This window comes from Rhodococcus sp. A14 (assembly GCF_011603105.1).
Classification (GTDB): Bacteria; Actinomycetota; Actinomycetes; order Mycobacteriales; family Mycobacteriaceae; genus Rhodococcus_F; species Rhodococcus_F opacus.
The window spans coordinates 1-25,012 of the sequence record NZ_JAAOQS010000044.1; the positions used below are offsets into that span (position 1 = coordinate 1).

Sequence of the window (25,012 nt, forward strand, 5' to 3'; positions counted from 1 at the left end):
GCCCCGTCCGCCCCGGCGGAAAGCCCGAACCCCACAACCCCGAAGCCGAAGCCGAACGACGGCGAGTAGACGCACTACTTCTCGGTTCGCGCACCGCTTTTCGAGCCCGAAAAGGAGAGCGCGAACCGAGAAAGGGTGCGGCTACAGTGATCGCAACGTGAGCCGCTGGGCGGACGGGAGCGGGGCCTGCGTGACCCAGCCTCGTGGCGTCGCGGCACGCGCGATCGCGCGGCGGACACGCTCCGCCACCTGCCCCGGGGACTCGAGCTCGTCCCAGGTCCACCGCACCACCTGGAAGCCGAGGTCGCGCAGGGCGTCCTCGCGCTGCTTTTCGGCGAAGACCGCGTCGCCGGGGGATTGCCCGGGTTTCAGTAGCCGTCCGTACTTGACGCGTCCGTCGAACTCCCCGAGCACGATGCCGTCGAAGTGGAAGTCGACCCGCCCGATTCGGCGCCCGCCGGGTTCGAACACCTCGCCTTGCTGGGGCGGGGCGGGCAGCCCGGCACTCGACAACATCACCCGGCTTCGCGATTCACCGACGCTTTCGCTGTGCCCGCTCAGGAACCGGACGACCCTCCGTGCCGCATCGACGCCGTGACGACGCGCAGCGCGGGCGAGTTCGGCCTCCAGGTCCTCTCGGCTGACGTCGAATCTTGCGGACGGCCGCGTCTCCCACCACGACGGCCTGCTCGAACGGCAGAGTTCTCGCGAGGTCGATCACGGTCCGCGCAGGGAGAGTCAGCGAGTGCCCGTCGACCACCGTCACGTGCTCTCCGATCGGGGCGCAGTGCACCGTGATCCGCCGTTTGATCCGGCCACCTCCGCGTCGATTTCTGGTGAGGTGCACGCGGTCGAGGGGCGTCTTCCACAGTGGCAGCCCGTACACGACGGCCGCGGATTGGTGACTGAGCACCGCGTCGTCCGACACGGCGTGAACTGTCGAGTCGATCAGGAAGCGATGACGTTCCTCCTCACTCAGCGCCGAGTACATCGACGCGGAGAGGTACGCGCCGCGCCCGATGCGCCGCCACTCGCCACGTGTGTACAGGCGTCGGATCTCGTCGTCGCTGTAGCCGCGGCCCAACGCCTCCTGGCGTCGTAGCATTGCCCCCGGGTCATGTTCCATGGGAACGATTCTCGCCGGAGCCACCGGAAGAATCCGGTCCGAAGGAGCCTGCTGTGGATGAACTGGAGCTTGTGGACAACTCCCGCACTCTTTCTCGGCTCGCGCACTGCCTGTGGGGGCTGAAAAGGGGTGCGTCGACCGGGAAAGAGTGCCCGAGGTCGGCCGGTCGGGACACGAAAAGGCCCGGCGGCCAGGGAAGTACCCCGGCCGCCGGGCCGTGTGAACCCGATCAGAACGCTGCTTCGTCGAGCTCCATGATGTCGTTGTCGATGTTGGCGACGATGCTGCGGGTGGCGGTCAGTTCCGGCAGGACGTTCTTCGCGAAGAAGGACGCGATGGCGACCTTGCCCTCGTAGAACGCCTTGTCCTTGTCGGAGGCACCCTCGTCGAGGGCCTTGATCGCGATCTCGGACTGGCGCAGGAGCTGCCAGCCGATGAGCAGGTCGCCGACGGACATCAGGAAGCGGACCGAACCGAGGCCGACCTTGTACAGCTCGGACGGCTGCTCCTGCGCACCCATGAGGTACCCGGTGAGGGTGGCGGCCATGGTCTGGACGTCCTCGAGGGCGGTGGCGAGCAGGGCGCGCTCGGCCTTGAGGCGACCGTTGCCTGCCTCGCTGTCGATGAACTTCTTGACCTCGCCTGCGACGTGGGCGAGTGCCACACCGCGGTCGCGGGCGATCTTGCGGAAGAAGAAGTCCTGCGCCTGGATAGCAGTGGTGCCCTCGTACAGCGAGTCGATCTTGGCGTCGCGGATGTACTGCTCGATCGGGTAGTCCTGCAGGAAGCCGGAGCCACCGAAGGTCTGCAGGCTCTCCGTCAGGTACTGGTAGGCCCGCTCGGAGCCGACGCCCTTGACGATGGGGAGCAGCAGGTCGTTGACGCGGAACGCGAGGTCCTTGTCGGCACCGGACACCAGCTTGGCGGTGGCCTCGTCCTGATGCGCCGCGGTGTACAGGTACACGGCGCGCAGGCCCTCCGCGTACGCCTTCTGCATGGCGAGGGCGCGACGGACGTCGGGGTGGTGCGTGATGGTGACGCGCGGCGCGGCCTTGTCCGTCATCTGCGTGAGGTCTGCGCCCTGGACGCGTTCCTTCGCGTAGTCGAGGGCGTTGAGGTAGCCGGTGGAGAGGGTGGCGATGGCCTTGGTGCCGACCATCATCCGGGCGTGCTCGATGACGTCGAACATCTGCGCGATGCCGTTGTGGACCTCGCCGACGAGCCAGCCCTGGGCGGGAATGCCGTGGCCGCCGAAGGTGACCTCGCACGTGGCGGAGACCTTCAGGCCCATCTTGTGCTCGACGTTGGTGACGAAGACGCCGTTGCGCTCGCCCAATTCGTTGGTCTCGAAGTTGAAGTGCGTCTTCGGGACGAAGAACAGCGACAGTCCCTTGGTGCCGGGGCCTGCGCCCTCGGGGCGGGCCAGGACCAGGTGGAAGATGTTCTCGAACAGGTCGTCGGAGTCGGCGGAGGTGATGAACCGCTTGACGCCCTCGATGTGCCAGGAGCCGTCGTCCTGCTTGATGGCCTTGGTGCGGCCTGCGCCGACGTCGGAGCCGGCGTCGGGTTCGGTGAGGACCATCGTGGCACCCCAGCCGCGCTCGACGACGGTGGCGGCCCACTTCTTCTGCTCTTCGGTGCCGTTGTGGAACAGCACGTCCGCGAATGCGGGTCCGGCCTGGTACATGTGCGCGGCCGGCTGGGAGCCGAGGATCAGCTCACCGATGGCCCACACGACGGACCGGGGGACGGGGACGCCGCCGATTTCCTCGGAAAGTCCCATGCGGTACCACTCGGCGTCCCACAGTGCGCGGAACGACTTCTTGAAGGATTCCGGCAGGGTGACGGTGTGGTTCTCGGGGTCGAAGACCGGAGGGTTGCGGTCGGCATCGGCGAAGGACTCGCCGAGCGGTCCCTCGGCGAGGCGGGCAACTTCGCTGAGCATGTTGCGGACGGTGTCGGCGTCGAGATCGCCCCACACGCCTTCACTCAGCGGCTGCTCGAGACCGAGTACCTCGAAGAGGTTGAACTCCAGGTCGCGGACGTTGCTCTTGTAATGGCCCATGTCTTCTGTCTCTCCCAGTGAGATGGTGCGGTCTATCCGTTAGTACCGCCCAAGTTATTACTCGTCGGTAACATCAGCGATATTACGCCCGATTTACCTGACTGCCAAGACTCGGGTGGTGCGCGACGACGAGCGCGTCGATTGCCGTTCCGGCGTCCGTCTCGCGGAATCGCCGTTCGGCGACGTCGACGACGAGCCGCCCGCCGAACGAGTTCACCAAATCATCTGGCGTGTACAGAATTTCAGCGTCTTGGGGACCCCCGACTCCCTGTGACAAGTTAACGGCGTCATGCCCCAAAATCATGAGGATTCCATCAGGTTTCAGCGCAGATATGGCGCGGTTCACAACCTGCAGACGCTCCTCGGGGGCGAGATGGAGGTAGATCATGAGGACGAGGTCGTACTCGCCGCCGAGGTCTGCATCGGTGACGTCGGCGACGCGGTAGTCGAGCCGTTCGCGGACCGAGCGGGGTGCTTCGGCGGCCACCCGGCGGGCCTTGTCGACGGCCACGGCAGAGTAGTCGAGCCCCGTCACCTCCCAGCCGCGGGTGGCGAGCCAGTGCGCGTTGCGGCCTTCCCCGCACGCGAGGTCGAGCGCGCGGCCGCGGGGGAGCGAGGTGACCCGCTCGACCACTACGGCGTTGGGTGGCGCGCCCCACACCAGGTCGCTCTGTGAATACCGTTCGTCCCAGGCAGCTGCATCCATGCCCCGACGCTAGTACCCGGGCTACGGAGTGAGTGTGGTCCGCATGAGGAGCACGTTGTAGTTGTTGTGCACCGTCGTGAGGAAGTAGAGGTCGCGCCCCGACGACCACGGGTGGATGTAGGCGCCGTACGCGGTGGGCAGCTCCCGGGTGTCGACGAGCACCTCCGGTGGGCCCCACGGTCCGGTGACCGACGGTGATCGGCGCATGACGACGGAGTTGTACTGGTCGGTGGTCAGCATGAGGTATTGGCCGAGGTACTCGTTGTACGCGACGGACAATTCGCCGACTCCGCCCGGCATGATCGGCTTGGCGACGTCGGGATTGCCCTTGATCCACTTGGCGCCGTCGAAGTACTCGTACGCGCCGAGGTCCATGATCTGGGGTTCCGGGACCCGCGCGATGTGGACGAGTCCGCCGCGGCCGGCAGGCGTGCCGTATTGGTAGACGAAGCCGTCGGCCTTGACGAACGCGCTCATCTGGAAGTTGGCGTTGCCGCCGACGTTCGGGCGCTGCGTCTCGGGGGCGACGGCCCAGTTCTCACCGTTGTCGTGTGAGTACACGAGACCGGAGTAGTTGGTGTCCCACGTTCCCGCCGGTCCCCAGTTCTTCACAGACATCATGCTGAGGACCTGGGTGTTGCCGACGGCGACGCCGGCGGTGGGGATGCGGCTGATCTCGACGAACGGGATCTTCGGGCTCGGGACGAGCTCCTTGGACTGGCCGAAGATGTCGCGGGGTGAGCTGTCGAAGTTCATCCCGTCCGCGAGGATGCCGTCCGAGCTGCGGAACAGCGTGCTGCTGCGCCAGGCCCACAGGCTGCCCGACAGCAGGTTGGGCAGTCCGAGCCCGGCGGAGTCGCCGAACGCCGTGAGGACCTGGCCCTGGCCGTTGTCCCACATGATCCCGAGGTCGGTGCCGAGGACGTTGGCGTCCTGGGTGCGGTTCGGACTGAGCATGCCGGTCTGCTGCGCGACCGCCTGGGTGCGTCCGGTGAGGTTCGGAATCCCGTTGGTGCCGTTGAGTCCGGGGATCGGATTGATGGCGTTGGGATTCGCGGCGGCCGGGCCGGCGAATGCGATCAACGTCACGGCTGCGCCGACGAGCGACGCTGCTGCAAGAGCTTTGGTTCGCTTCACGAAGGACACTCCATCTCTAGCAGCAGGCGGCACTGCGTGGCCCGAAGAGACCACTCCCCCTACCGGTGATCAACTGCTGGAAATCGCCAGAAGTCTAACAAGTCTGTTCTTACGAAAGTGTCGGTTTGACCGCCGTGTTCGTTTCATCGGCTGCCCTGCCGAACTGATATTACCGACGAGTAACAGGAACCGGTGCTACCCGCTGGGCGGTCGCCGACGTAACGTGTGCTGGCGACAAGTCCACACTGCGCGTAACCACGCGGGACCTGATGAGGAGATCGATCGATGGGAAAGCAGATTGCCACCGTGGCTGGAGGTCGGCAGTCCGCCCTTCTCGGGCTCGGCGTGTACCGGCCCGAACGGGTCGTCACCAACGACGAGATCTGTGAACTGATCGACTCGAACGACGAGTGGATCCAGTCGCGCTCGGGAATCCGCAACCGGCGGTTCGCGGCGGAGGACGAGAACGTCGTCACGATGTCCATCGAAGCCGGGCGTAAGGCGATCGAAGCGAGCGGGATCGATCCCGAGCAGATCGGCTGCGTCATCGTCGCCACGTCGACGTACCTCCTGCTGACCCCGCCCGCCGCGGCGGTGGTGGCCGACGCCCTGGGCACCAACGGGCCCGGAGCGTTCGATCTCGGCGGTGGCTGCGCGGGCTTCTGCACCGCGCTGACCGTGGCGTCGGACCTGGTTCGCGGGGGATCCGTCGACTACGCCCTCGTCGTGGGCGTCGAGAAGATGAGCATCACCACCGACCCCACCGACCGCTCGACGCGGTTCATCTTCGGTGACGGCGCCGGCGCCGTGGTCGTGGGCAAGAGCGACGTCGCGGGCATCGGTCCGGTGGAGTGGGGTTCGGACGGCGCCCAGGCCGACGCCATCGTGCAGGATCTCGATTGGTACGAATACATCACGACGCCGGGTGCCACGCGCCCGTACATCAAGATGGCGGGTACCGCGGTGTTCCGCTGGGCCGCCTTCGAGATGGGCAAGGTGGCACTGCGGGCGGTCGAGAAGGCCGGCATGTCGGTCGACGACCTCGACGCGTTCGTGCCGCACCAGGCCAACTCGAGGATCACGGAGGTGATCGCGCGCAGCATGAAGCTCCCCGAGAACGTGCCCGTGTCCGACGACATCGCCGAGAGCGGCAACACGTCGGCGGCATCGGTGCCGCTCGCCATGGAGGAGATGCTGCAGTCCGGCGCCACCAAGCCCGGCGACACCGCCCTGCTGCTCGCCTTCGGTGCCGGGCTGTCCTACGCGGCCCAGGTCGTGACGATGCCGGTACTCGCGAAGGACTGACCCGGCCCCGGAGGGGACAGGAAAGCAGGGGTCGATGAGCGTCACCCGGCAGTCGATCGCCGTCGCCGTGCTGATGTCCGGCGCCGTGGCCCTCGCGGGCTGCGGCGGCGGGAGCACTGGCGGCGGCAGTACCTCGACGGTGTCCGGCTCTGCGGTGGAACTGAATTCGGGCGGTGACTGCGCGGGCCGCGACGTGATCGTCAACCGGGACGGTGCCGGGGTCGTCCTCGACGGCGAGTGCGGCACCGTCACCATCGAGGCCAACGGCGTCTCGGCGAACGTCGCGACGTCGAACGCGGTCGTCGTGAACGGTCAGGACACCAACGTCGTCGGCGGGCAGACCGGAACGCTCACCATCTCGGGACGCAGCAACAGTGCCACCATCGACGTCGTCGAGTCGATCGACGTGCAGGGCAACGCCGTCACCGTACTCGGCAAGCAGGCGGGGCGGATCTCGGTCAGCGGCAGCGGGAACTCCGTGACCGTGGACGACTCCGGTGCGATGACGGTGAGTGGCAACGACAATTTCGTGCGCGCCGTGTCCCTCGACTCCCTCGAACTGACCGGGTCCAACAACTCCGTCGACTGGGATTCCGGCGCGACGACCCCGTCGGTCGACACGGGCTCGGAGAATCGGCTCACCCCACCCGGAGCGTGATCACCGGGCGCCGCAGCCGGTGAGCACCGCGGCCATCGCATCGCGCTCGGGCGGCGTCACCCAGAGCCGGTACGCCACTTTCACTTCCACCTGCCGCGCCACATAGGTGCAGCGGTACGCCGCCAGCGGGGGCAGCCATGTCGACGCGTCGGCGTCGCTCTTGCGCTGATTGGTGGGCCCGTCCACCGCCTGCAGATTGCGGGGATCGTTCGCGAGGTCCGCCCGGGTCTGCGCGTCGAGGAGCTGAGCGCCCTTCTGCCAGGCGTCCGACAGTGCCACCACGTGATCGATCTGCACGGCGTCCGACGTCTTCGTGCCCCGGGTGAACGCAATGATGGTGCCCGTGTAGAGATCCCGCAACGTGCCCGACTGCACAACGCAGTTGCGGGTGCGGTCCCGTGAGGTGATGTCGACCAGGTCGCGCCGCAGGATGTCGTTGCGGGTGTCGCAGCCGTTGCGCCCGAGGTCGACCGACACGTTGTCGGTCCAGCTGGCACCGAACAGTTCCCGGTCGTATCCCGTCTTGGGTGCCCGGCCCTTCACCTCGAGGGTGGACAGCTGGGCGAACGCCATCTGTATCTGTTGTGCGTCAGTGACTTCCGAGGGCGCGACCGGTCCGGTTCCGGCGGCGAGGGTGTCGTCGGGGTCGGGCGAGAGCATCGTGACGAGTACGACGACGAGCAGCCCGGCGAGGATCCAGGGCCACTTGGTGCGGATGGTCGTGATGATGGAGCCGGTGTTCGGTACCGCAGAGCGGGGCATGAATCTCTCCTGAAATCAACGCTGTTCGTCATTTCTATCAGGAGTGGCCCCACGGGCCGGTGATCGGCCCGGGTTACGTGGTGGCGCCCCGCAGCAGGGGAATCAGCAACTCGTCGTCGGTGAGGGCGCCGTGTTGCCCGGGGAGGGCGGACAGCCTCGACTCCGCCTTGCGCCGGACCACCGCGACGCCGCCCTGGGCGATGGCGACGACGTCGCCGATGCGGCCCTGGACCTCGGATCGCACGGCCGGCCCGAACAGTCCCGCGGTGACGGCCTCGTCGCGCGTGCCGATCCACATGCGGTGTCCCAGTTCGTTCCGCCACCGGGCGGCGACGTCGTGCCCGGCTCCGGCTCGGGTGTGGACGTGCCTGCACCGGGGTTCGCCGGCGAGCGCCACCACGTCGTCCGACAGGGCGGGAGTGGCATCGAAGTCGATCTTGTCGGCGTCGTCGACGGTGACCATGCCGTGGTCGGCGGTGACGTACAGCGTGGTGTCGGGTTGTGCCGCGGCGAGTCCCGCGGCGAGCTTCTCGACGAGCCGGTCGACGAGCGCGACCTGGTGTAGCCAGGATTCGGATCCCGGTCCGTAAATGTGCCCGAGCGTGTCGATTTCGCTGAGGTAGCAGTAGGTGAGGGTCCGTTCGCCTCCCCGGGCCGCGGTGACGACGTGCGCGATCAGGTCACCGTACGCGTGTATTCCTGTGAACGTGCCGCCGCGGAGGACGGCGCGGGTGAGCCCGGACCCGTCGAACTTCGCGGGAACCACGGTCGTGCACGTGATGCCCGCTGCCGCGGCGCGTTCGAACACGGTCGGTACGGGCTGGACGACCTCGGGCACCAGGCGGGTGAGTTCATCGCCCTTGTGGCCCGCGCGCCACGACAGCCAGTTGAGCGTGCCGCGGACCTCACGAACGTATGACTGGTAGCCGGTGATGCCGTGACCGCCGGACGGCAACCCCGTGCCGAACGACGCGATGCTGGTGGCGGTCGTGGTGGGGAAGCCCGCCCGGATCGGCCGTCCGGTCAGGCTGTCGAGGAACGGGGCGTGGTCGCGGTGGCGACGCAGCAATGTCCAGCCGAGGCCGTCGATCAAGAACACCACGGTGTGCCTGCTGTCCGGCAGGTGCAGCCGGTTGGGTTCGCCGGCAACGCCGAGTGCGGCGAGGACGGACGGCATCAGGGCAGATAGTGTCGGCTGCGAATAGACGTCGAGCGGGGGCGCCGTAACGGTCATGACTTCCACTATGGTGGATCGGCTCAGGCTGCACTTGGGATATCGGCTCAGCCCGCAATGTCGAGAGTCGGCTCAGCCGACACGGTGGTACAGGTCCACGGGCTGGCCGTCGGAGGGAAAGGGCAGCGAGGTGTAGTTGAGCGGGGCGACGTAGCCGGGGCTCACCTGCCAGTCGAATCGCCGCAGCAGGTGATGCATGACCGTCTTGATTTCGGCTCCCGCGAAGTGCATCCCCAGGCATTTGTGCACGCCGCCGCCGAACGGCTCCCACGCGAACCGGTGAACCTTGTCCTCGCGGCGTTCGGGTGCGAACCGTTCGGGGTCGAACCTCTCCGGATCGGGCCAGTACTCGGGCATGTGATGGGTGAAGTGCACGACCACCGACATGTACGTGCCCCGGGGGATGTAGTGGCCGAGCACCTCGGTGTCCGCGACCGCGCGGCGGGCGACCACCGGGACCGGCGGAACGAGGCGCAGGCATTCCTTCATGACGAGGTCGAGGTCGGTCAGTTCGTCGAGTTGACCGTAGGTCGGGGTGGACGTGCCCAGTGCCGCCGACTGCCGCCTGCACCGCTCCTGCCAGTCGGGGTGCTGACCGAGGTACTGCATCATCGTCGACAGCGTGATGGTGGATGTGTCGTGCGCCGCCATCAGCAGGAAGATCATGTGGTTGACGACGTCGTCGTCGCTGAACCGTTGCCCGTCTTCGGATTCGATGTGGCACAGCGCGGAGAACAGGTCGTCGCCGGCACCCGCTCGCCGCGCGGGCAGGTAGCGGCGGAAGAACTCCTCGAGTCGTGCGCGCCCGTCGATGCCGCGCTTCCACCGCGTTCCGGGCAGGGGATACCGCACCACCGACGTGGCGGCCTGCACGCTGTCGATGAACGCCTTGTTGATCTCGGCCATCTCCCGGGGCGTCGACCCCTCGGCGCCGCCCATGAAGATGCTCGTGGCGAGATCGAGTGTCAGCTCCTTGAGCGCGGGGTACGCGGCGAAGCCCGGGGTGGGCTGCCAGCCGTCGAGCCCCTCCTCGACGGCCGGATGGAGTGCCTCGGTATAGCGCGACAGCCGGTCCCGGGTGAAGGCCTGCTGCATGATTCGCCGGTGGGCGAGGTGTTCGTCGCCGTCGAGGAGCATCAGCCCGCGGTGGAAGAACGGCCCGATCAGCACGCTCCACCCGTCGCTGTTGACGAAGGCTCGGTCCTTGTTCTGCAGCACCGTCTGGCAGCCGTCCGGTCCGAGCACGGTGACCCACCGCTTGCCGGCCATGCTCAGCCACGACACGGGGCCGTAGCGATCCCAGCGACTCTGCAGCAGTCCCATCGGGTCGCGGAAATAGTCCAGCGAGTGTCCGATGACGGGGAATCCGGCATTGCCCGAGATGGGTTGCAAGGTGCTTTGCGGTGGGGGAGCAGCGAGAACTTTGGGCATCGGCCCTCCTCGTGGCGTATGTGACAGGACCCTCTGTCAGATGTGTGTAGTGTGCGTCACACCTGCGGGTCTGTCAACATCGAGTCATGAGTCAGCCGGCGCGCCAGTACCGCGGTCGAAGTTCGGAGGAACGCGCCGCGGACCGTCGCGCGCGACTGCTCGAGGCGGGACTGCAGGTGTTCGGCACCGTCGGCGGCGAGAAGGCGACCATGACCGCGATCTGCGCCGAGGCGAAACTGACGGAACGCTATTTCTACGAGAGCTTCCACAGCCGGGACGACCTGCTGGTGCAGGTGATCGAGGGCATTGCCGCGGAGATCGCGGAGGCGACGCGGGTCACCCTCCAGACCGTGACCGGCGACCCCGAGGTGCGGGCGCGGGCCGCGATCTCGACGTTCGTCGAGATCCTGACGGCGGACCCGCGGAAAGGGCGGGTGTCGATCATCGAATCGGCGGGCGCCGAACCGCTGCGGACGCGTCGGCGTGAATTGTTGCGGGCGTTCGCCCTGCTGGTCGCGGAGGAATCGAAGGAACTCTACGGCGACCGGGCGTGGTCGTCGCCGCAGGACGAGATCACCGCGCTGCTGTTCGTGGGTGGGCTCGCGGAGCTCATGACGGCGTGGCTGAACGGCGAGATCGAGGTGTCTCCCGAGCAGATCGTCGATGCCGCGACCTACCAGTTCACGTCCACCGCACACCGCTGAGCGGGTCCCGGGCGGAAACGTGACGGGTGTCACGTGCGAAGCTGTGGGCATGGTGGATATCGCACGCCCGCAGTTGGAGGGCACGGTCGCGGTAGGCGAGGGGCGTCGGCTCGGCTTCGCGGAGTTCGGTTCGGCACAGGGCAGGGCGGTGTTCTGGCTGCACGGCACGCCCGGAGCGCGGCGGCAGGTGCCGATGGAAGCGCGCGCGTTCGCCGAACGCGAGCACGTCCGGCTGATCGGAATCGACCGGCCGGGGGTCGGGTCGTCGACGCCGCACCGGTACGGCGCCGTGATCGACTTCGCCGAAGACCTGCGGACGGTCGCCGACACGCTGGGCATCGATCAGATGGCCGTGGTCGGCCTGTCCGGAGGCGGCCCCTACACGCTGGCCGCGGCGTACGCGATGCCCGACCGCGTGGTCGCGACCGGCATCCTCGGGGGTGTCGCGCCGACGAAGGGTCCCGACGCGATCCGCAGCGGGCTGATGGATCTCGCCGTCCTGGCGGCTCCGGTGCTGTCGGCGGGCGGTGTTCCCGTCGGGTTGGCGGCGAGTTCCGTGATCAGGCTGGCGAGGCCGTTCGCGTCGCCGATCATCGACCTGTACGGGCGGCTGTCGCCGGAGGGCGACCGCCGTCTGCTTGCGCGGCCGGAGTTCAAGGCGATGTTCCTCGACGATCTGCTCAACGGCGGCCGTAAGCAGCTCAGTGCACCGTTCGCCGACCTCGTCCTGTTCGCGCGGGACTGGGGATTCCGGGTGAACGCGGTGAAGACCCCGGTGCGGTGGTGGCACGGCGACTGCGACCACATCATTCCGCTCCGGCACGGGCAGCACATGGTGTCGCTTCTTCCCGACGCCGAGTTCCACACGATGCACGGGGAAAGCCATCTCGGGGGCCTGGGCATGTCCGAGGAGATTCTCCGCTCGCTCCTCGACATCTGGGACGCCAAGGAGGCGCAGGCGCCGTTCGGCCCGGTGTGACGGTGGCGCGGTCTGCACGCCACCGTCGCCGGGTCAGGACTGCAGGGTCGTGATCTGGAACGTGGCGCCGAGGGGGTCGGCGACGGACGCGAGCCGCCCGAACGGTGTGTCCTCCGGTTCGCGCCGAACGCTGCCGCCCAGTTCGGTCACCTTCGCGACCGCCGCGTCCGTGTCGTCGACGCCGATGTAGAACTGCCAGAACGAGGGGACGCCTTCGGGCAGGAACGAGTCGGCGTCCATGACTCCGGCCACCGTGCGGTCGCCGAGGTCGGCCCGCGAGTACCGGAATTCGTCCGTGTCGCCGAGAGCTCGATAGGTCCAGCCGAAGACGTCCGCGTAGAAGGAGAGCGCCGCCGCGTAGTTCCGCGACAGCGTTTCGTGCCAGACGGGCGCGCCGGGTTCGTCCACGAGACCGAAGCCGCCGTGTCGATCGGCCTGCCACACGCCGATGACGGCGCCGGCGGGATCGCCGAGGATGGCCATCGTGCCCTGGTCGCCCACGGTCATCGCGGGCATCATCACCTGCCCGCCCGCCTCGGCCGCCTTCGCGGCGGTGGCCTCCGCGTCCTCGGACGCGATGTAGGTGGTCCACACGTTGCCGTACGGGTTGCCCTGTTGTTGCGGACCAAGGCCCGCAATGGGTTTGCCGTTCTTGCTGAAGATGGAGTACCCGCCGTACTGCGGATCCTCGTTGGTGTCGGACCTCCACCCGAACAGCCCGGTGTAGAACGGAATGACCTGTTGGGGGTCGGAACTGGTGAGATCGATCCAGCAGGGAGCGCCGGTGAGGGACGGGCGGTCGGGCATCGCGGTCTCCTAGGGCATGGTCGGGGCAGCGCGCGGTGTGGTGCCGGTCACAAACCTACGCGTCCCGACGACCTGCCGTCGGTTCGCGACGCGCTGTGGAAGACTCGGCGCATGTCTGCGAGCGAGAACCAGGACAGCCCGGGCCGGGCCCGCCAGAATCTGATCTACCGCGACGGCGTCCTCGGCCGCACACCCTCCGTTCCCACCGATTTCGACACGCTGGAGCGACGCGCGCGGAGGAAGATGAGCGCGAAGGGGTGGGCGTACGTCCACGGCGGCGCGGGGCTGGGTCGCACGATGCAGGCCAACCGCGACGCGTTCGACAAGTGGCAGATCGTTCCCCGGGTGCTGCGCGACGTCTCGAAGCGCGACATCGGCGTCGAGTTGTTCGGGCGCAGGATTCCGGCCCCGGTCCTGCTCGCCCCGGTGGGTGCCGCCGAACTGGCCAGCCCCGAGGCGGATGTGGCGATCGCCGCTGCTGCCGCCGAACTGGGTGTGCCGTACATCTTCTCCAACCAGGGCTGTGCACCGATGGAGGAGAGCGCCGCGGCGATGGGCGACGCGCCCCGGTGGTTCCAGTTGTACTGGAGCACCGACGACGATCTCGTCGACAGCCTGCTCCAGCGCGCCGAGAACATTCGTGCGGACGCCGTCGTCGTCACCCTCGACACGACCATGCTCGGCTGGCGCCCGGAAGACCTCAACCTCGGCTCGCTGCCCTTCGCGCAGGGCCAGGGGATCGCGCAGTACACGTCCGATCCGGTGTTCCGCCGGATCGTGCACGAGCGGATCAAGGCTGCCGCCGGCAAGGCGGACGTCGAGGTGACGCTCGGCGCGATCCGGTCACTGGTGTCGATGACTCGGCGCTTCCCGGGCCGCTTCCTCGACAACCTGCGGTCGCCGGAACCGCGGGCCGCCGTGGAGACGTTTCTCGACATCTACTCCCGGCCGTCGTTGAGCTGGGCCGATATCGAGACCCTCCGCAGCAGGACGTCGCTGCCGGTCCTCCTCAAGGGCGTGCTGCACCCGGACGACGCCAGGCGCGCGCTCGATGCCGGGGTCGACGGCATCGTCGTGTCGAATCACGGTGGGCGGCAGGTGGACGGCAGCGTGTCGTCGCTGGACGCGCTCGTGGACATCGCGCCCGTCGTGGACGGCAGGCTGACGCTGCTCCTCGACAGCGGAATCCGCACGGGAGCCGATGTCTTCAAGGCCCTCGCGCTGGGTGCGGACGCGGTGACGCTCGGCCGGCCCCACCTGTACGGCCTGGCCCTCGCAGGTCAGGCCGGTGCGCGGGACGCCACGGCCAACGTGATCGCCGAGTTCGACCTCACGATGGGGCTCAGTGGCGTGACGTCGGTGGCCGAGATCGACCGGGACGCCCTGCGCAGGGCGTAGGCCGTCAGAGTTCGGCGATCGTGATGATCCCGTCCTGAAGGGCCCGCACCAGCAGCGCCGTCTTGGTGGATGCGTCACGTCCGACCAGCGCGTACTTCTCGCGGATGCGGGTCAGGTGCGTGTTGACCGTTCCGAGCGCGATGTGGAGGTCGGCGGCGACGGCGAGCTTGGAGTCGCCGCGCAACCAGTGGCGGAGAACCTCGATTTCGCGCGCCGACAACGCCGGCTTCGGATACGTGCGGGCGACTGCCGGTTCGTCCGTGTGTGGGGGGTGCCCGAGTGCGTCGGGTGCAGTGGTCATGCCGATCTCATCTTTCTGACATGTACGAAAGCGCTACAGGTACCCGACGTCCCTGCAGGCAATTCAGGTTAACTGGTGACGGCGGCGTGTGTCGCGCCAGGCCCGGATCAGCTCTCACAGCCGACGCCGTCGCCGTCGCGATCGAGGTGGGTGCCGTAGCCCGGCTCGCCCAGGTGGACCGGCGCGGCACCGGCCGCCTTGGCGGCCAAACAGTTCTTGTAGTAGACGTCGCTCGGCGGTGCCGTGTCGACGAACGGGACGGGTGCGGGCGCGGGTGCCGGAGCGGGAACGGGTGCGGGTGCTGGTGCTGGGACCGCTTCCGGGACCGTGGCGGTGCTCGGGGCGGGAGCGACGGCAGGCGTCGCGGCCCCGCAGTCCTGGAGAACCCGGGCGATCGCATCGTGCTCGGCCTGGGTCACCCACAGCCCGTACGCGGCCTTCACCTCCACCTGATCGGCCACGTAGGTGCACCGGTAGCCCTTGTTCGGGGGCAGCCAGGTTGCGGCATCGCCATCCGATTTCTGCTGGTTAGTGGGGCCGTCGACAGCTTTCAGGTTCCGCGGATCGTTGGCGAAGTTCACGCGGGTCACGGTGTCGAGCTGCTGCGCCCCCTTCTGCCAGGCGTCGGACAGCGCGACGACGTGATCGATCTGTACGGCATTCGACGTGCCCTCACCGCGGACGAAGGAGATGGTGTTGCCCGTGTACGGGTCGAGCAGCGTTCCGGTCTGTACCGCGCAGTCGCGGGTGCCCGGCTTGAACACGATCTGTTCGAGGTCGCGCCCGAGGATGTCGTTCCGCGTGTCGCACCCGTTGTGGCCGCCCTCGACCGTGACGTCGTCGGTCCACGCCTGGCCGAAGAGATCCCGGTCGTAGCCGGTCTTCGGTGCGCGCCCCTTGATCTCGAGTTCGGCGAGTTGCTGCAGCGCGGCGGTCGCGTCGGCGCCGCCGACGGCGGCGGGTTCGACCGGCGAGAGGGCGAGCGCAGACGAAACCGGAACCGGTGTCGACGAACTCGACGCGGCACGCACGGTCGTCGTATCGGCGACCGTGGGAGTCACGGACGCGGATACTGCTGTGGCCTGGGCCGATTGGTCGTCCTGTCCGGGGCTGAGGAATGAGACCGTGGCCACGACTACGACGATCCCGGCGGTAATCCAGGGCCACTTCTTGCGGGTGGCAGGTGGTGAGGGCGGGGGAAGCGTCATGCCGGTCCTTCAATGAACGTGGGGGGTCGGATGTTCATCGCGCGGAAGGGCTCTTCCGTTACTCGGCATCGCGGGAACTGTTAGCATGCCCGGGACCGGAATTCGTGCGGGTGGAGGGCGGTACACGGTCGTGACACGACAGATCTTTCGGGGGAAATTGCGAACAGCGGCCGTGACGGCCGTGACCGTGGTCTCTCTCTGCCTCGGTGGCACCGGTGCGGCGGCCGCCGATCCGATCGTCGACACCGGTCAGGCGCTCGGTTCCGCGGTGGCGCCGAACGGGTCGACGCTCGATCACGTCACCGTGATCGATCCGAGACACCTGACGTTGCACGTCTTCTCGGCGTCGATGCAGCGGGTCGTTCCGGTGTACGTGCAGCGCCCCGCCGACACGAGCGTGCCGAGGCCGACGCTGTACTTCCTCGACGGTCAGGTCCGTCGGGAGAAGACCGATGTCGAAGAGTTCCTGGCCGGCCAGAACGTGAATGTCGTCAGCCCGTCCGGCGGCGAGAACGCGTATTGGACGGACTGGAAGAGCCCCGACCCGGTGATGGGGGTGAACAAGTGGAAGACCTTTATGACTCAGGAACTTCCGCCGGTCGTCGATGCGGCCCTCGGCACCAACGGAGTCAACGCGCTCGCCGGCATGTCACGGGTGGGTACCGCCGCGCTGCAGTTGGCGATCGCCGCCCCCGGCTTGTTCCGTGGCGTGGCCGCCTACAGCGGTTGCGCTCTGACCAGTGATCCGCTCGGTCAGCTCTTCATCAAGATCACCATGGACAACTACGGCTACGGCAACCCGGCCAACATGTACGGCGAGGCGGACGATCCGGCGTGGGCGGCGAACGATCCCTACGTTCACGCCGCCGAACTGCGCGGAACGGAACTGTTCCTCTCCAACGGCAACGGTCTGCCGGGGCGCCACGAGACCCTGGACGGCCCCGGGATCGACGGGAACGTCGCTATGCTCGCGCGTCAGATCTACGCGGGTGGTCCCATCGAAGCGGTGACCAACTACTGCACCCATCGATTCACGGATCGCCTGGGGGAAATGGGAATACCTGCAACCGCGAGTTTCCGTAACTCGGGTACACACTCGTGGGGGTACTGGCAGGACGACCTGCACGATTCCTGGCCGGTGCTGGCCCGGGCGCTGGGAGTGTGAGCGACGTTCCTCCGGTGTTTCCCGGTGGCGAGGTCACCGACGACCTCGAGATCACGCGGTCGCTCGTCGTTCCGGCCGCCGAGTTGCAGTGGCGGTTCTCCCGCGCCGGCGGTCCCGGCGGTCAGGGAGTCAACACCACGGACTCGCGGGTGGAGTTGCGGGTGAACCTGTGGACGTTGTCGACGCTGTCGCCGTCCCAGCTCGAACGCATGCAGGTTGCTCTGGGGCACAGGCTCATTGACGGGGTGGTCACCGTGACGGCGTCCGAAACCCGTTCGCAGCTGCGCAATCGGCGCGCGGCGCGGGCCCGGATGGCAGCGTTGTTGCGCGCGGCGGTCCTCGCCGAAACCCGTACCCGGCGTCCGACCAAGGCGACCAAGGGTTCGCACCGACGAAGGCTCGACGCCAAGAAGCAACGCGGCCAGACCAAGAACCTGCGGAGGAAGCCGGACATGTAGGTGGTTTCACGCACCGGGAAATGGGGAATCTCCCGGATGTGTTGACCCCTGGTGTGCCGGAGGATGAGTACGGAAGCGCCGTGACGGATGACCGGAGGCGGCGAGGTCGGGGGATCGAGGGCAACATGAGTGTGCTTGACGAGGAATTACATTCGGCAGCGACGGCCGCCGCGGCGGGGGATCGCGAGGCGGTCGAGCGAGTGATGACGACGCTGTGGCCGCAGGTAGTGCGCTATTGCCGTACCCGCGTGGGGAATTCGACGCAGGTCACGCGGCCGGCCGACGAGGTGGCGCACGAAGCGCTGCTCGCGGTCGCGCGCGGACTTCCGGCTCTCGCTCGCAGTGACCATCCTGTCCGCGAGGTGTATCGCGTCGTGAGCCGGACCGTTTCGGATGTGCACGGCGGATCGGCCGGAAGTCCCGACGTTCCGGCGGAAGTGGCCGGACTGCTGCACCATCTCGACGCCACGGCCCGGGAGATCGTTCTGCTGCGGGTCATCGACGGGCTGTCCGTGCACGACACCGCGGGCCTCCTCGGCCTCCCGGTGGGCCGGGTCCTCGTCGTGCGGCACGAGGCGCTGCGGACCCTGCGGGCGAAGGTGGCCTGACCGGCGTCAGCGCCGGCCGGACAGGACGCAGAACTCGTTGCCCTCGGGATCGGCGAGCACCACCCAACTCTGCTCGCCCTGACCGACATCCGCGTGCCGGGCGCCGAGCCCGAGAAGCCGCGCGACCTCGGCCTGCTGATCGTCGGGCCGGAAGTCGAGATGCAGCCGATTCGGAGTTCGTTTCCGATCCGGAACGGCCACGAACAGGATTTCCGGGTGGCTGTCGGCCCGGGGCCGGATGTGGACGTCGCCGTCGGAGTCGGTCACGGCGCCCCAGCCCAGGGCCTCGGCCCACCAGCGTCCCAGGGCTGTCGGATCGAGAGCGTTGACCACCACGGCTTCCCATTGCAGTCCCATGCGTCAACGGTACGGCGAGCGGTTGGCGCGCGTCACGGATTCACTGCAGCGTCGGATCGACCGGTTCGACGCCGAGGCGTTCGGAGTACTGCTCGTTGAGTTCGCGCCAGCCGTAGTTCATCGCCTCGGCACCGACGATCGGTCCGATCGGATTGCCGTCGAGCAGGGCGTCGGCGACGTCGAGGCACATGTGCCACCCGGCGGCCGTCATCGCCGCGGTGTGCTGGTCGTCGACCGTGTGGCGCAGGGTCAGTCGCGTGCCGGCGTCGGTTTCGTCGATCGTCCAGAGCAGGACGTCGTCGCCCCAGGCGTGTTCGAGGACGTGAGGTGAGTCGGCCCGGGTCACGGTGCCGTCGAGTTCGGTGCGATTCTGCCCGTCGACCATGATCAGGGTCGCGGGACCGACAGTTCCGAGGTTCCGGTCCGCGGTGTACGGCGCCCACAGCGGAAGTTCGCCGGGTCGGTGAGCGCGGTCCACAGCGCCGACGGCGAGTGGGTGAACTCGCGAACGAAGGTGAGGGCCCATCGGGTGCCGTCGGGTCGTGCTTCGACGTGCCGCAGTGGGCCGGGGCGGTAGTCGCGTCGTGCGTCTGACTCGGTCATGACGGGGTCTCCTTCGAATCGAGGTGCCGCTCCAGCGCATCGAGGTGATGCGTCCACAGCCGGCGGTAGGGCTGCAGCCACGCGTCGAACTCGTCGAACGGTTCGCGGTGCAGGCTGTAGATGCGTTGCTGGGCCGCGGTGCGGCAGGTGACGAATCCGGCCTGTCGCAGCACCCGCAGGTGTTTGGACACGGTCGGCTGGGGCAGTGCGAGCTGGTCGACGAGTTCGCCGACACTGGCGTGGCCGGCCCGCAGCTGTTCGAGGATCCTGCGCCTCTGCGGTTCGGCGACCACGGTGAACACATCCGGTGCCATGGTGTGAGTATGCTCCTACGCGTATATACGCGTCAAGGAATATGAACGTCCGGTTGTGGCATGAACGCGATCGACAGCAGGGATCGGACGAACTCGCGCAGAGCCCGCTCGTCGGACGTGTCCACGATCCCCTCCGTGATGATGAGCGAGCCGATGATGCGGAACGCCCACTCGGAGATGGCGATGGGGCTCACGCCCGACAGTTGGTCGGGAGAGAACAGGCGCTCGAAATGGGGGGTCAGCAGTTGCGCCCCGAGTTCGATCATCGGCTTCGCCTTGACCGTGAACCAGGGAAGTACCACCTCGGGGTCGTCGCGCAAGCCCTTCTGCAGCAACCGGTGTTCGCGTGCGTACTGGACGGCGAACACGACGGCGTCGACGAATCGCACCTGGAGTCGGCTCTGCCGTCCTCGCAGCACCGGGTCGAGCACGACGAAGAATCGCGAGATCTCCCGCTGGAAGAGGGCGTCGAGGATGGCGGACTGGTCGCCGACGTATTTGTAGAGCGTGGGCCGGGACAGTCCTGCCCGCTCGGCGATGACCGCGTGAAGCCGGGTGCTGTAGCCGAGTTCGATCAGGCATTCCTCGGCCGCATCGAGGATCCGTTCCCGGAGTTCGCCGGGGGTCGGTGTCGTCGGCTGCGTCCTCACGGCCCTGATTGTGCTGTTCGGGTGGGGTGGGTGCAAACAGAAGCCGCAAATGTGAACTCGAGTCACAGATAACCATTGACCTACGTCACACCCGGGTTTACGTTTTACCTATAAACGGCAACGAGATGGAATCGCGCTCGATGAAGGGAACAGCGATGTCTCAGCGTTCACACACGATCGCCCGGGAAGAAGTCGCCGGCCGGCTCCTCGCGGGCTCCGTCAAGCGTTCGTACGCTCCCGTCGTCGACATCGACTGGGACGCGCCCCTCGACGACGGCAAGTACTTCCTGCCGCCGCAGGTCCTGTCCCTGTGGGGAACCGAGATGTGGGACCGGATGAGCGAGGCGCAGCGCATCGAGCTGTCCCGGCAGGAATCGGCGAACATCCTCAGCGTCGGAATCTGGTTCGAGAACATTCTCAACCAGGCGCTCCTGCGCGCGCTGCTGCACAACGACCCGAGCTCGCTGCACACCCGGTACATGCTCACCGAGATGGGCGACGAGTGCAGGCACATGACGATGTTCGGGCGCGCCATCGAGCAGATGGGCGCCAAGCCCTTCCAGCTCCGGTGGCATCAGGCAGTCGTGGTCAACCTGCTGCCCAAGACGTTTCGCGGGACCATGCTGTGGGTGGCCGCGCTGATCGGTGAGGAGATCTTCGACGCCACGCAGCGGCGAGTCCTCGAGGACCCGCAATTGCAGCCGATGATTTCCCGGCTGATGCGGATCCACGTCACCGAGGAGTCCCGGCACATCCGATTCGCGCGCGAGGGGGTGCGTCGCCGCGTCGCAGAAGGCCACCGGATCGACCGGCTGTGGGTCGGAACGCTGCAGGGGATCGGCGGCCCGCTGTTCCAGCGGCTGTTCACCAACCCGGCCATGTACGAGCGGGCCGGACTGGATCCGAAGGAGGCGCGTCGACAGGCGCTGGCAAATCCGAACTTTCGCGAGAATCAACGACGCGGGTTCGAGTCGCTGGCCGCGTTCCTCGAGGAGAACGGTCTGATGCGAGCGACGTCCCGCGCGCTGTGGCGGCGCGGAGGATTCCTGTGACACCCGGGGTCGCGGAGCCGGACGTCCTCGTCGTCGGCACCGGATTCGCCGGATTGTGTATGGCGATCAAGCTGAAGGAGGCGGGGGAGGAGAACTTCGTCGTCCTCGAGAAAGCCGATCGGGTGGGCGGGACGTGGCGGGAGAACACGTATCCCGGGTGCGGTTGCGACGTGATGTCGCTGATGTACTCGTTCTCCTTCGCGCCCAACCGGAAATGGACGCGAATGTACGCGCGGCAACCCGAGATTCTCGACTACATCGAACGGGTGGTCCGCGACTACGATCTGGCACCGCACATCCGGTTCGGCTCCGAAGTGATCTCCTACGAGTTCGACGAGAGAACGGACCGGTGGCGGGTGGAGACCAGGTCAGGTTCCGTCTACCGGCCGCGGATCGTCGTCGCCGGTCCGGGCCCACTGCACAAACCCAGCGTCCCGGATCTTCCCGGCCGGAAGTCGTTCTCGGGTGCGGCATTCCATTCCGCCGAGTGGGATCACTCGGTCGACCTGACCGGTAAGCGGGTGGCGGTCGTCGGCACCGGAGCCAGTGCCGTGCAGTTCGTTCCCGAGGTCGCGAAGACGGCCGCGCAGGTCGACGTCTTCCAGCGGACTCCGCACTGGATCCTGCCGAAGTTGGACCGCCCGATCACGGCCGGGGAGAAGGCGGTGTTCAATGCCGTTCCCGGAGTCCAGAAGGCCTACCGCGGTGCGATCTACTGGAGTCACGAATCGCTGATCGCCGGGTTCCTGCACCCGCGGCTGATGACGGTGCTGGAGTCGGCAGCCCGGGGTCTGCTGCGCAGGCAGGTGCGTGATCCCGAACTGCGCGCCACCCTGACCCCCGACTACACCATCGGCTGCAAGCGGATTCTGGTGTCCAGCAATTTCTACCCGGCCCTGCAACGCGGGAACGTCGATCTGGTCACCTCGGGCATCTCGGAGGTCACCGAGCGCGGGATCCGCACCGAGGACGGAACGATGCACGAGGCGGACGTCATCGTCTACGGCACCGGTTTCGCCGTCGGCGACCGGTTCGAGAACGAGCACATCGTGGGCCGGCGCGGGCTGACGATCCAGCGGGCGTGGCGCGACGGCATGGAGGCGTACCTCGGTGTCGCGGTCGCGGGGTTCCCGAATTTCTTCCTCATGATGGGGCCGAACTCCGGTGGCGGCAATCAGTCGATCGTCTTCGTCATCGAGGCCCAGGCGCACTACGTCACCCGATGCCTGGCGCTGATGAAGAGACGCGACGCGACGCGGATCGAGGTGCGTGCGGGCGCGCAGCGCGAATTCAACCGGGTGGTCCACCGCAAACTCGCGCGCTCGGTGTGGAATTCGGGTGGTTGCGACAGCTGGTACCTCGATTCCACCGGCCACAATCGGGCGGCGTGGCCCGGGTCGAGTGCCGCCTACTGGCGGCGCATGCGCAACCCCGACGATCGGCACTTCGAGCTGAGTTCGCTCGCCGAGCGCGAGGACGACACGGAATACCGCGGGCCCGGCGTGCTCACGTCCGGCGACCTGGCGGTGGCCGTCGAGATCTTTCTGAACGGTCACATCGAACCGGTGGACGGCCTCTACCACTGGTACGGCCGCGTCGTCGGCGACGGCGTCGACGCGGCGAAACGGCGCAACCGCGCCCCGTTGTTCCTCACGATCGGGGACGGTCCGGACGTGCCCGCGGCGCTCGCGGAGCGCGACCCGTGGGGCCACTACCGGATCTCCGGGGTGGGGACGCCACCGTTCCCGCTGACGCCGGTCGAAGTCGAGGTTCCCGTCTCCCGGGCCAAACTCGCCTCGGCGGAATAGGCTTGTAGCTGAGCGTGTATCACACGTCGGACTCGAGCGGGAAGGGTGCTGATGCGCGACGTGCTGGCGGACCTGATGGCGGTGTGGACCGCGGGTGGGACGGCGGGTGTCGGAACGGTGGTCCGCACGTTCCGCTCCGCGCCGCGACCGCCGGGGGCGTCGATGGTCGTGGCACCCGACGGCAGCGCGTCCGGTTCGGTGTCCGGCGGGTGCGTCGAGGGAGCGGTCTACGAACTCGCATCCGAGGTCACGACGTCCGGCACGCCGGTGCTGCAGCGGTACGGGATCAGCGACGAGAACGCGTTCGAGGTGGGTCTCACCTGCGGTGGAATCATCGACATCTTCGTCGAGCCCGTGTCGCGGGACAATTTTCCGGAGCTCGGTGAGATCGCCCGGGACATCGAGAACCACCTGCCGGTCGCGGTGGCCACCGTCGTGGCGCACCCCGATGCGGCTCGGGTGGGGCGCCGGCTGGTCGTCCGGCCCGAGCACGTGAGCGGTTCGCTCGGCTCGGACCGGGCCGATTCCGCGGTCACCGACGACGCCCGGGGCCTCTTGGCGGCGGGCGGCAGCACGGTCCTGACGTACGGAACCGACGGTCAGCGTCGCGGCGAGGGCATGGAGGTGTTCGTCGCCAGTTACGCGCCGAGGCCGCGCATGCTCGTGTTCGGGGCCATCGACTTCGCTGCCGCGGTGGCCCGGCAGGGCGCCTTCATGGGATACCGGGTGACGGTCTGCGACGCCCGTCCGGTGTTTGCGACGCACGCGCGGTTCCCGACGGCCGACGAGGTGGTGGTGGATTGGCCGCACCGGTATCTCGCTGCCCAGGCCGAGGCCCAGGCGATCGACGGCCGGACCGTGATCTGTGTGCTCACCCACGACCCCAAGTTCGACGTTCCTCTCCTCGAGACGGCGCTGCGCCTCCCGGACGTCGCCTACATCGGTGCCATGGGATCACGCAGAACGGACCTGGACCGGCGCGAACGCCTGCGCGAGGCCGGTCTGACCGACACCGAGCTCGACCGGCTGTCGAGCCCCATCGGCCTGGACATCGGCGCCCGGACACCCGAGGAGACGGCCGTGTCCATCGCCGCCGAGATCATCGCCCGCCGGTGGGGTGGCACGGGGCGCCCGCTGGCGGAGTCGAGCGGTCGGATCCACCACGAGGAACCCGTCGATTTCTGCGTCGACTAGGGCGGTTCACCCGGGGTTGACGGACCGTCGGTTCTTGCGGAGGCTGAGAGCATCCACGTTTGTGAGGTAGGTCATAATGCAAGTACCAGGATCCTTCGAATACGAGCGTGCCACGGGCGTCGAGGACGCCATCGCCCTGCTCGACCGGCTGGGCGACGAAGCCCGCCTCGTCGCAGGCGGCCACAGCCTGCTCCCCATGATGAAACTTCGCCTCGCCAATCCCGAGTACCTCATCGACATCAACGACCTCGAGGGCGAACTCGGCTACATCACGACCGAGCGGTCGAGGCTGCGGATCGGTGCGATGACGCGGCACCGCCGGCTGCTCGAATCGGACGAGCTCGCGGCGGCGGTCCCACTCTTCCGCGACGCGGAGAAGGTGATCGCCGACCCGGTGGTCCGCAACCGCGGGACCATCGGCGGATCTCTGTGCCAGGCCGATCCGGCCGAGGATCTCACCACTGTCTGCTCTGTTCTCGACGCCACCTGCGTGGTGCGCGGGCCCGGTGGGCGCCGCGAGATCCCCATGTCCGAGTTCCTCGTCGGACCGTACGAGACGGCGCTCGCACACAACGAGATGCTCATCGAGATCGTGATACCGGTCCACGGTCACAGCTCCAGTGCGTACGCCAAGGTCGAACGGCGGACCGGAGATTGGGCGGTCACCGCGGCCGGAGCGGCCGTCACGGTGGAGGGCGGCGAGATCGCCCGGGCCGCTGTCGGCCTGACCGCGGTCAACCCGGATCCGTCCGGACTCTCGGATGTCGCCGACTACCTGACCGGACGTCCCCCGTCCGAGGAGGCGTTCGCCCAGGCCGGGCGGATGGCCGCGCAGGCCTGCGAGCCCGTCGCGGACGCACGCGGCACCGTCGACTACAAACGCCATCTCGCATCCGAACTCACGATCCGCACACTCCGTACAGCGGTCGACCGGGTGCTCCGCAGCGACGTGGAGCACGAGCCGACCGGAGAAGAGGCATAG

The 25,012-nt window shown here is 67.7% G+C and carries 28 protein-coding genes; 12 read left to right on the forward strand and 16 right to left on the reverse strand.

Annotation, left to right across the window (positions count from 1 at the left end; all coding sequences use genetic code 11):
- Window positions 1–141: 141 nt before the first annotated feature.
- The 5 genes from G9373_RS48230 to G9373_RS22415 form a co-directional block, all read right to left on the reverse strand.
- Window positions 142–519, reverse strand: coding sequence for a hypothetical protein (locus G9373_RS48230; protein ID WP_338132103.1), 378 nt, complete (start codon window positions 517–519; stop codon window positions 142–144).
- Window positions 520–532: 13 nt separating this feature from the next.
- Entirely contained in the window at window positions 533–1,126 is a 594-nt protein-coding gene (locus tag G9373_RS48235; RefSeq protein WP_306671898.1) for a hypothetical protein, read from the reverse strand.
- A gap of 229 nt (window positions 1,127–1,355) precedes the next feature.
- The gene (locus tag G9373_RS22405) at window positions 1,356–3,191 is read right to left on the reverse strand and encodes an acyl-CoA dehydrogenase (protein WP_005575004.1); all 1,836 of its coding nucleotides are present in this window, start codon (window positions 3,189–3,191) and stop codon (window positions 1,356–1,358) included.
- 82 nt (window positions 3,192–3,273) lie between these two features.
- A complete protein-coding gene (locus G9373_RS22410) occupies window positions 3,274–3,897 on the reverse strand; it encodes a class I SAM-dependent methyltransferase (protein WP_005575002.1) in 624 nt (207 codons plus the stop codon).
- 21 nt (window positions 3,898–3,918) lie between these two features.
- Window positions 3,919–5,034, reverse strand: a complete 1,116-nt coding sequence (locus G9373_RS22415) for a DUF4185 domain-containing protein (RefSeq protein ID WP_043794175.1) — start codon at window positions 5,032–5,034, stop codon at window positions 3,919–3,921.
- A 285-nt stretch (window positions 5,035–5,319) separates the two neighbouring features.
- Between G9373_RS22415 and G9373_RS22420 the strand changes: the two genes are divergently transcribed.
- Window positions 5,320–6,339: a beta-ketoacyl-ACP synthase III gene (locus G9373_RS22420; RefSeq protein ID WP_005574998.1), complete on the forward strand. Its 1,020-nt coding sequence runs from the start codon at window positions 5,320–5,322 to the stop codon at window positions 6,337–6,339.
- A gap of 34 nt (window positions 6,340–6,373) precedes the next feature.
- Window positions 6,374–6,997 carry a DUF3060 domain-containing protein gene (locus G9373_RS22425; RefSeq protein WP_005574996.1) on the forward strand — a complete coding sequence of 208 codons (624 nt, stop codon included), beginning with the start codon at window positions 6,374–6,376 and terminating at the stop codon, window positions 6,995–6,997.
- Here G9373_RS22425 and G9373_RS22430 read toward each other — a convergent pair whose 3' ends face one another.
- From G9373_RS22430 to G9373_RS22440, 3 genes are all read right to left on the reverse strand, one after another.
- Window positions 6,998–7,759 carry an HNH endonuclease family protein gene (locus G9373_RS22430; protein WP_005574994.1) on the reverse strand — a complete coding sequence of 254 codons (762 nt, stop codon included), beginning with the start codon at window positions 7,757–7,759 and terminating at the stop codon, window positions 6,998–7,000.
- 73 nt (window positions 7,760–7,832) lie between these two features.
- Entirely contained in the window at window positions 7,833–8,993 is a 1,161-nt protein-coding gene (locus G9373_RS22435) for a nucleotide pyrophosphatase/phosphodiesterase family protein (protein WP_005574992.1), read from the reverse strand.
- A gap of 72 nt (window positions 8,994–9,065) precedes the next feature.
- Window positions 9,066–10,424 carry a cytochrome P450 gene (locus tag G9373_RS22440; protein ID WP_005574990.1) on the reverse strand — a complete coding sequence of 453 codons (1,359 nt, stop codon included), beginning with the start codon at window positions 10,422–10,424 and terminating at the stop codon, window positions 9,066–9,068.
- Between the two features lie 86 nt (window positions 10,425–10,510).
- Here G9373_RS22440 and G9373_RS22445 point away from each other — a divergent pair, with 86 nt between their 5' ends.
- Together G9373_RS22445 and G9373_RS22450 are read left to right on the forward strand one after the other, a co-directional pair.
- The gene (locus G9373_RS22445) at window positions 10,511–11,128 is read left to right on the forward strand and encodes a TetR family transcriptional regulator (protein ID WP_005574988.1); all 618 of its coding nucleotides are present in this window, start codon (window positions 10,511–10,513) and stop codon (window positions 11,126–11,128) included.
- Window positions 11,129–11,177: 49 nt separating this feature from the next.
- Window positions 11,178–12,107 (forward strand): alpha/beta hydrolase, encoded by a 930-nt coding sequence (locus tag G9373_RS22450; RefSeq protein WP_005258512.1) that lies wholly within the window; start codon window positions 11,178–11,180, stop codon window positions 12,105–12,107.
- A gap of 33 nt (window positions 12,108–12,140) precedes the next feature.
- On the opposite strand, the gene G9373_RS22455 is transcribed toward G9373_RS22450, so the two are convergent.
- Window positions 12,141–12,914 (reverse strand): VOC family protein, encoded by a 774-nt coding sequence (locus G9373_RS22455; protein ID WP_005574986.1) that lies wholly within the window; start codon window positions 12,912–12,914, stop codon window positions 12,141–12,143.
- Between the two features lie 111 nt (window positions 12,915–13,025).
- Here G9373_RS22455 and G9373_RS22460 point away from each other — a divergent pair, with 111 nt between their 5' ends.
- Window positions 13,026–14,312 carry an alpha-hydroxy-acid oxidizing protein gene (locus tag G9373_RS22460; protein ID WP_005574985.1) on the forward strand — a complete coding sequence of 429 codons (1,287 nt, stop codon included), beginning with the start codon at window positions 13,026–13,028 and terminating at the stop codon, window positions 14,310–14,312.
- 4 nt (window positions 14,313–14,316) lie between these two features.
- On the opposite strand, the gene G9373_RS22465 is transcribed toward G9373_RS22460, so the two are convergent.
- Window positions 14,317–14,613, reverse strand: coding sequence for a LuxR C-terminal-related transcriptional regulator (locus G9373_RS22465; protein ID WP_005574983.1), 297 nt, complete (start codon window positions 14,611–14,613; stop codon window positions 14,317–14,319).
- Between the two features lie 107 nt (window positions 14,614–14,720).
- A complete protein-coding gene (locus tag G9373_RS22470) occupies window positions 14,721–15,821 on the reverse strand; it encodes a DUF1524 domain-containing protein (RefSeq protein WP_043794171.1) in 1,101 nt (366 codons plus the stop codon).
- 172 nt (window positions 15,822–15,993) lie between these two features.
- Between G9373_RS22470 and G9373_RS22475 the strand changes: the two genes are divergently transcribed.
- The 3 genes from G9373_RS22475 (at window position 15,994) to G9373_RS22485 (ending at window position 18,052) form a co-directional block, all read left to right on the forward strand.
- On the forward strand, window positions 15,994–16,986 hold the full coding sequence (locus tag G9373_RS22475) for an alpha/beta hydrolase family protein (protein ID WP_120659609.1): 993 nt from the start codon (window positions 15,994–15,996) through the stop codon (window positions 16,984–16,986).
- Between the two features lie 14 nt (window positions 16,987–17,000).
- On the forward strand, window positions 17,001–17,444 hold the full coding sequence (gene arfB, locus G9373_RS22480) for an alternative ribosome rescue aminoacyl-tRNA hydrolase ArfB (RefSeq protein ID WP_007299171.1): 444 nt from the start codon (window positions 17,001–17,003) through the stop codon (window positions 17,442–17,444).
- Between the two features lie 125 nt (window positions 17,445–17,569).
- Complete coding sequence (locus G9373_RS22485) at window positions 17,570–18,052, forward strand: sigma factor-like helix-turn-helix DNA-binding protein (RefSeq protein ID WP_167116846.1); 483 nt, start codon at window positions 17,570–17,572, stop codon at window positions 18,050–18,052.
- A 6-nt stretch (window positions 18,053–18,058) separates the two neighbouring features.
- Here the strand turns inward: G9373_RS22485 and G9373_RS22490 are convergent, their stop codons facing one another.
- The 5 genes from G9373_RS22490 to G9373_RS22505 are packed head-to-tail and all read right to left on the reverse strand — an operon-like array spanning window position 18,059 to window position 19,976.
- A complete protein-coding gene (locus G9373_RS22490; protein WP_005574977.1) occupies window positions 18,059–18,409 on the reverse strand; it encodes a VOC family protein in 351 nt (116 codons plus the stop codon).
- Window positions 18,410–18,449: 40 nt separating this feature from the next.
- Window positions 18,450–18,794, reverse strand: a complete 345-nt coding sequence (locus G9373_RS46600; RefSeq protein WP_240960668.1) for an SRPBCC domain-containing protein — start codon at window positions 18,792–18,794, stop codon at window positions 18,450–18,452.
- A gap of 2 nt (window positions 18,795–18,796) precedes the next feature.
- A complete protein-coding gene (locus G9373_RS46605) occupies window positions 18,797–19,012 on the reverse strand; it encodes a hypothetical protein (protein WP_240960669.1) in 216 nt (71 codons plus the stop codon).
- Entirely contained in the window at window positions 19,009–19,326 is a 318-nt protein-coding gene (locus G9373_RS22500; protein WP_005258499.1) for a metalloregulator ArsR/SmtB family transcription factor, read from the reverse strand. The genes G9373_RS46605 and G9373_RS22500 overlap by 4 nt, the downstream gene beginning before the upstream one ends.
- A 32-nt stretch (window positions 19,327–19,358) precedes the next feature.
- On the reverse strand, window positions 19,359–19,976 hold the full coding sequence (locus G9373_RS22505; RefSeq protein WP_005258497.1) for a TetR/AcrR family transcriptional regulator: 618 nt from the start codon (window positions 19,974–19,976) through the stop codon (window positions 19,359–19,361).
- 125 nt (window positions 19,977–20,101) lie between these two features.
- Here G9373_RS22505 and G9373_RS22510 point away from each other — a divergent pair, with 125 nt between their 5' ends.
- The 4 genes from G9373_RS22510 (at window position 20,102) to G9373_RS22525 (ending at window position 25,012) form a co-directional block, all read left to right on the forward strand.
- A complete protein-coding gene (locus tag G9373_RS22510) occupies window positions 20,102–21,028 on the forward strand; it encodes a diiron oxygenase (RefSeq protein ID WP_080606167.1) in 927 nt (308 codons plus the stop codon).
- The gene (locus tag G9373_RS22515; protein ID WP_005574972.1) at window positions 21,025–22,836 is read left to right on the forward strand and encodes a DUF4873 domain-containing protein; all 1,812 of its coding nucleotides are present in this window, start codon (window positions 21,025–21,027) and stop codon (window positions 22,834–22,836) included. Before G9373_RS22510 ends, G9373_RS22515 begins: the two co-directional genes overlap by 4 nt.
- 51 nt (window positions 22,837–22,887) lie before the next feature.
- Window positions 22,888–24,030, forward strand: a complete 1,143-nt coding sequence (locus G9373_RS22520; protein ID WP_054246503.1) for an XdhC/CoxI family protein — start codon at window positions 22,888–22,890, stop codon at window positions 24,028–24,030.
- A 76-nt stretch (window positions 24,031–24,106) separates the two neighbouring features.
- Complete coding sequence (locus tag G9373_RS22525; protein WP_120659606.1) at window positions 24,107–25,012, forward strand: xanthine dehydrogenase family protein subunit M; 906 nt, start codon at window positions 24,107–24,109, stop codon at window positions 25,010–25,012.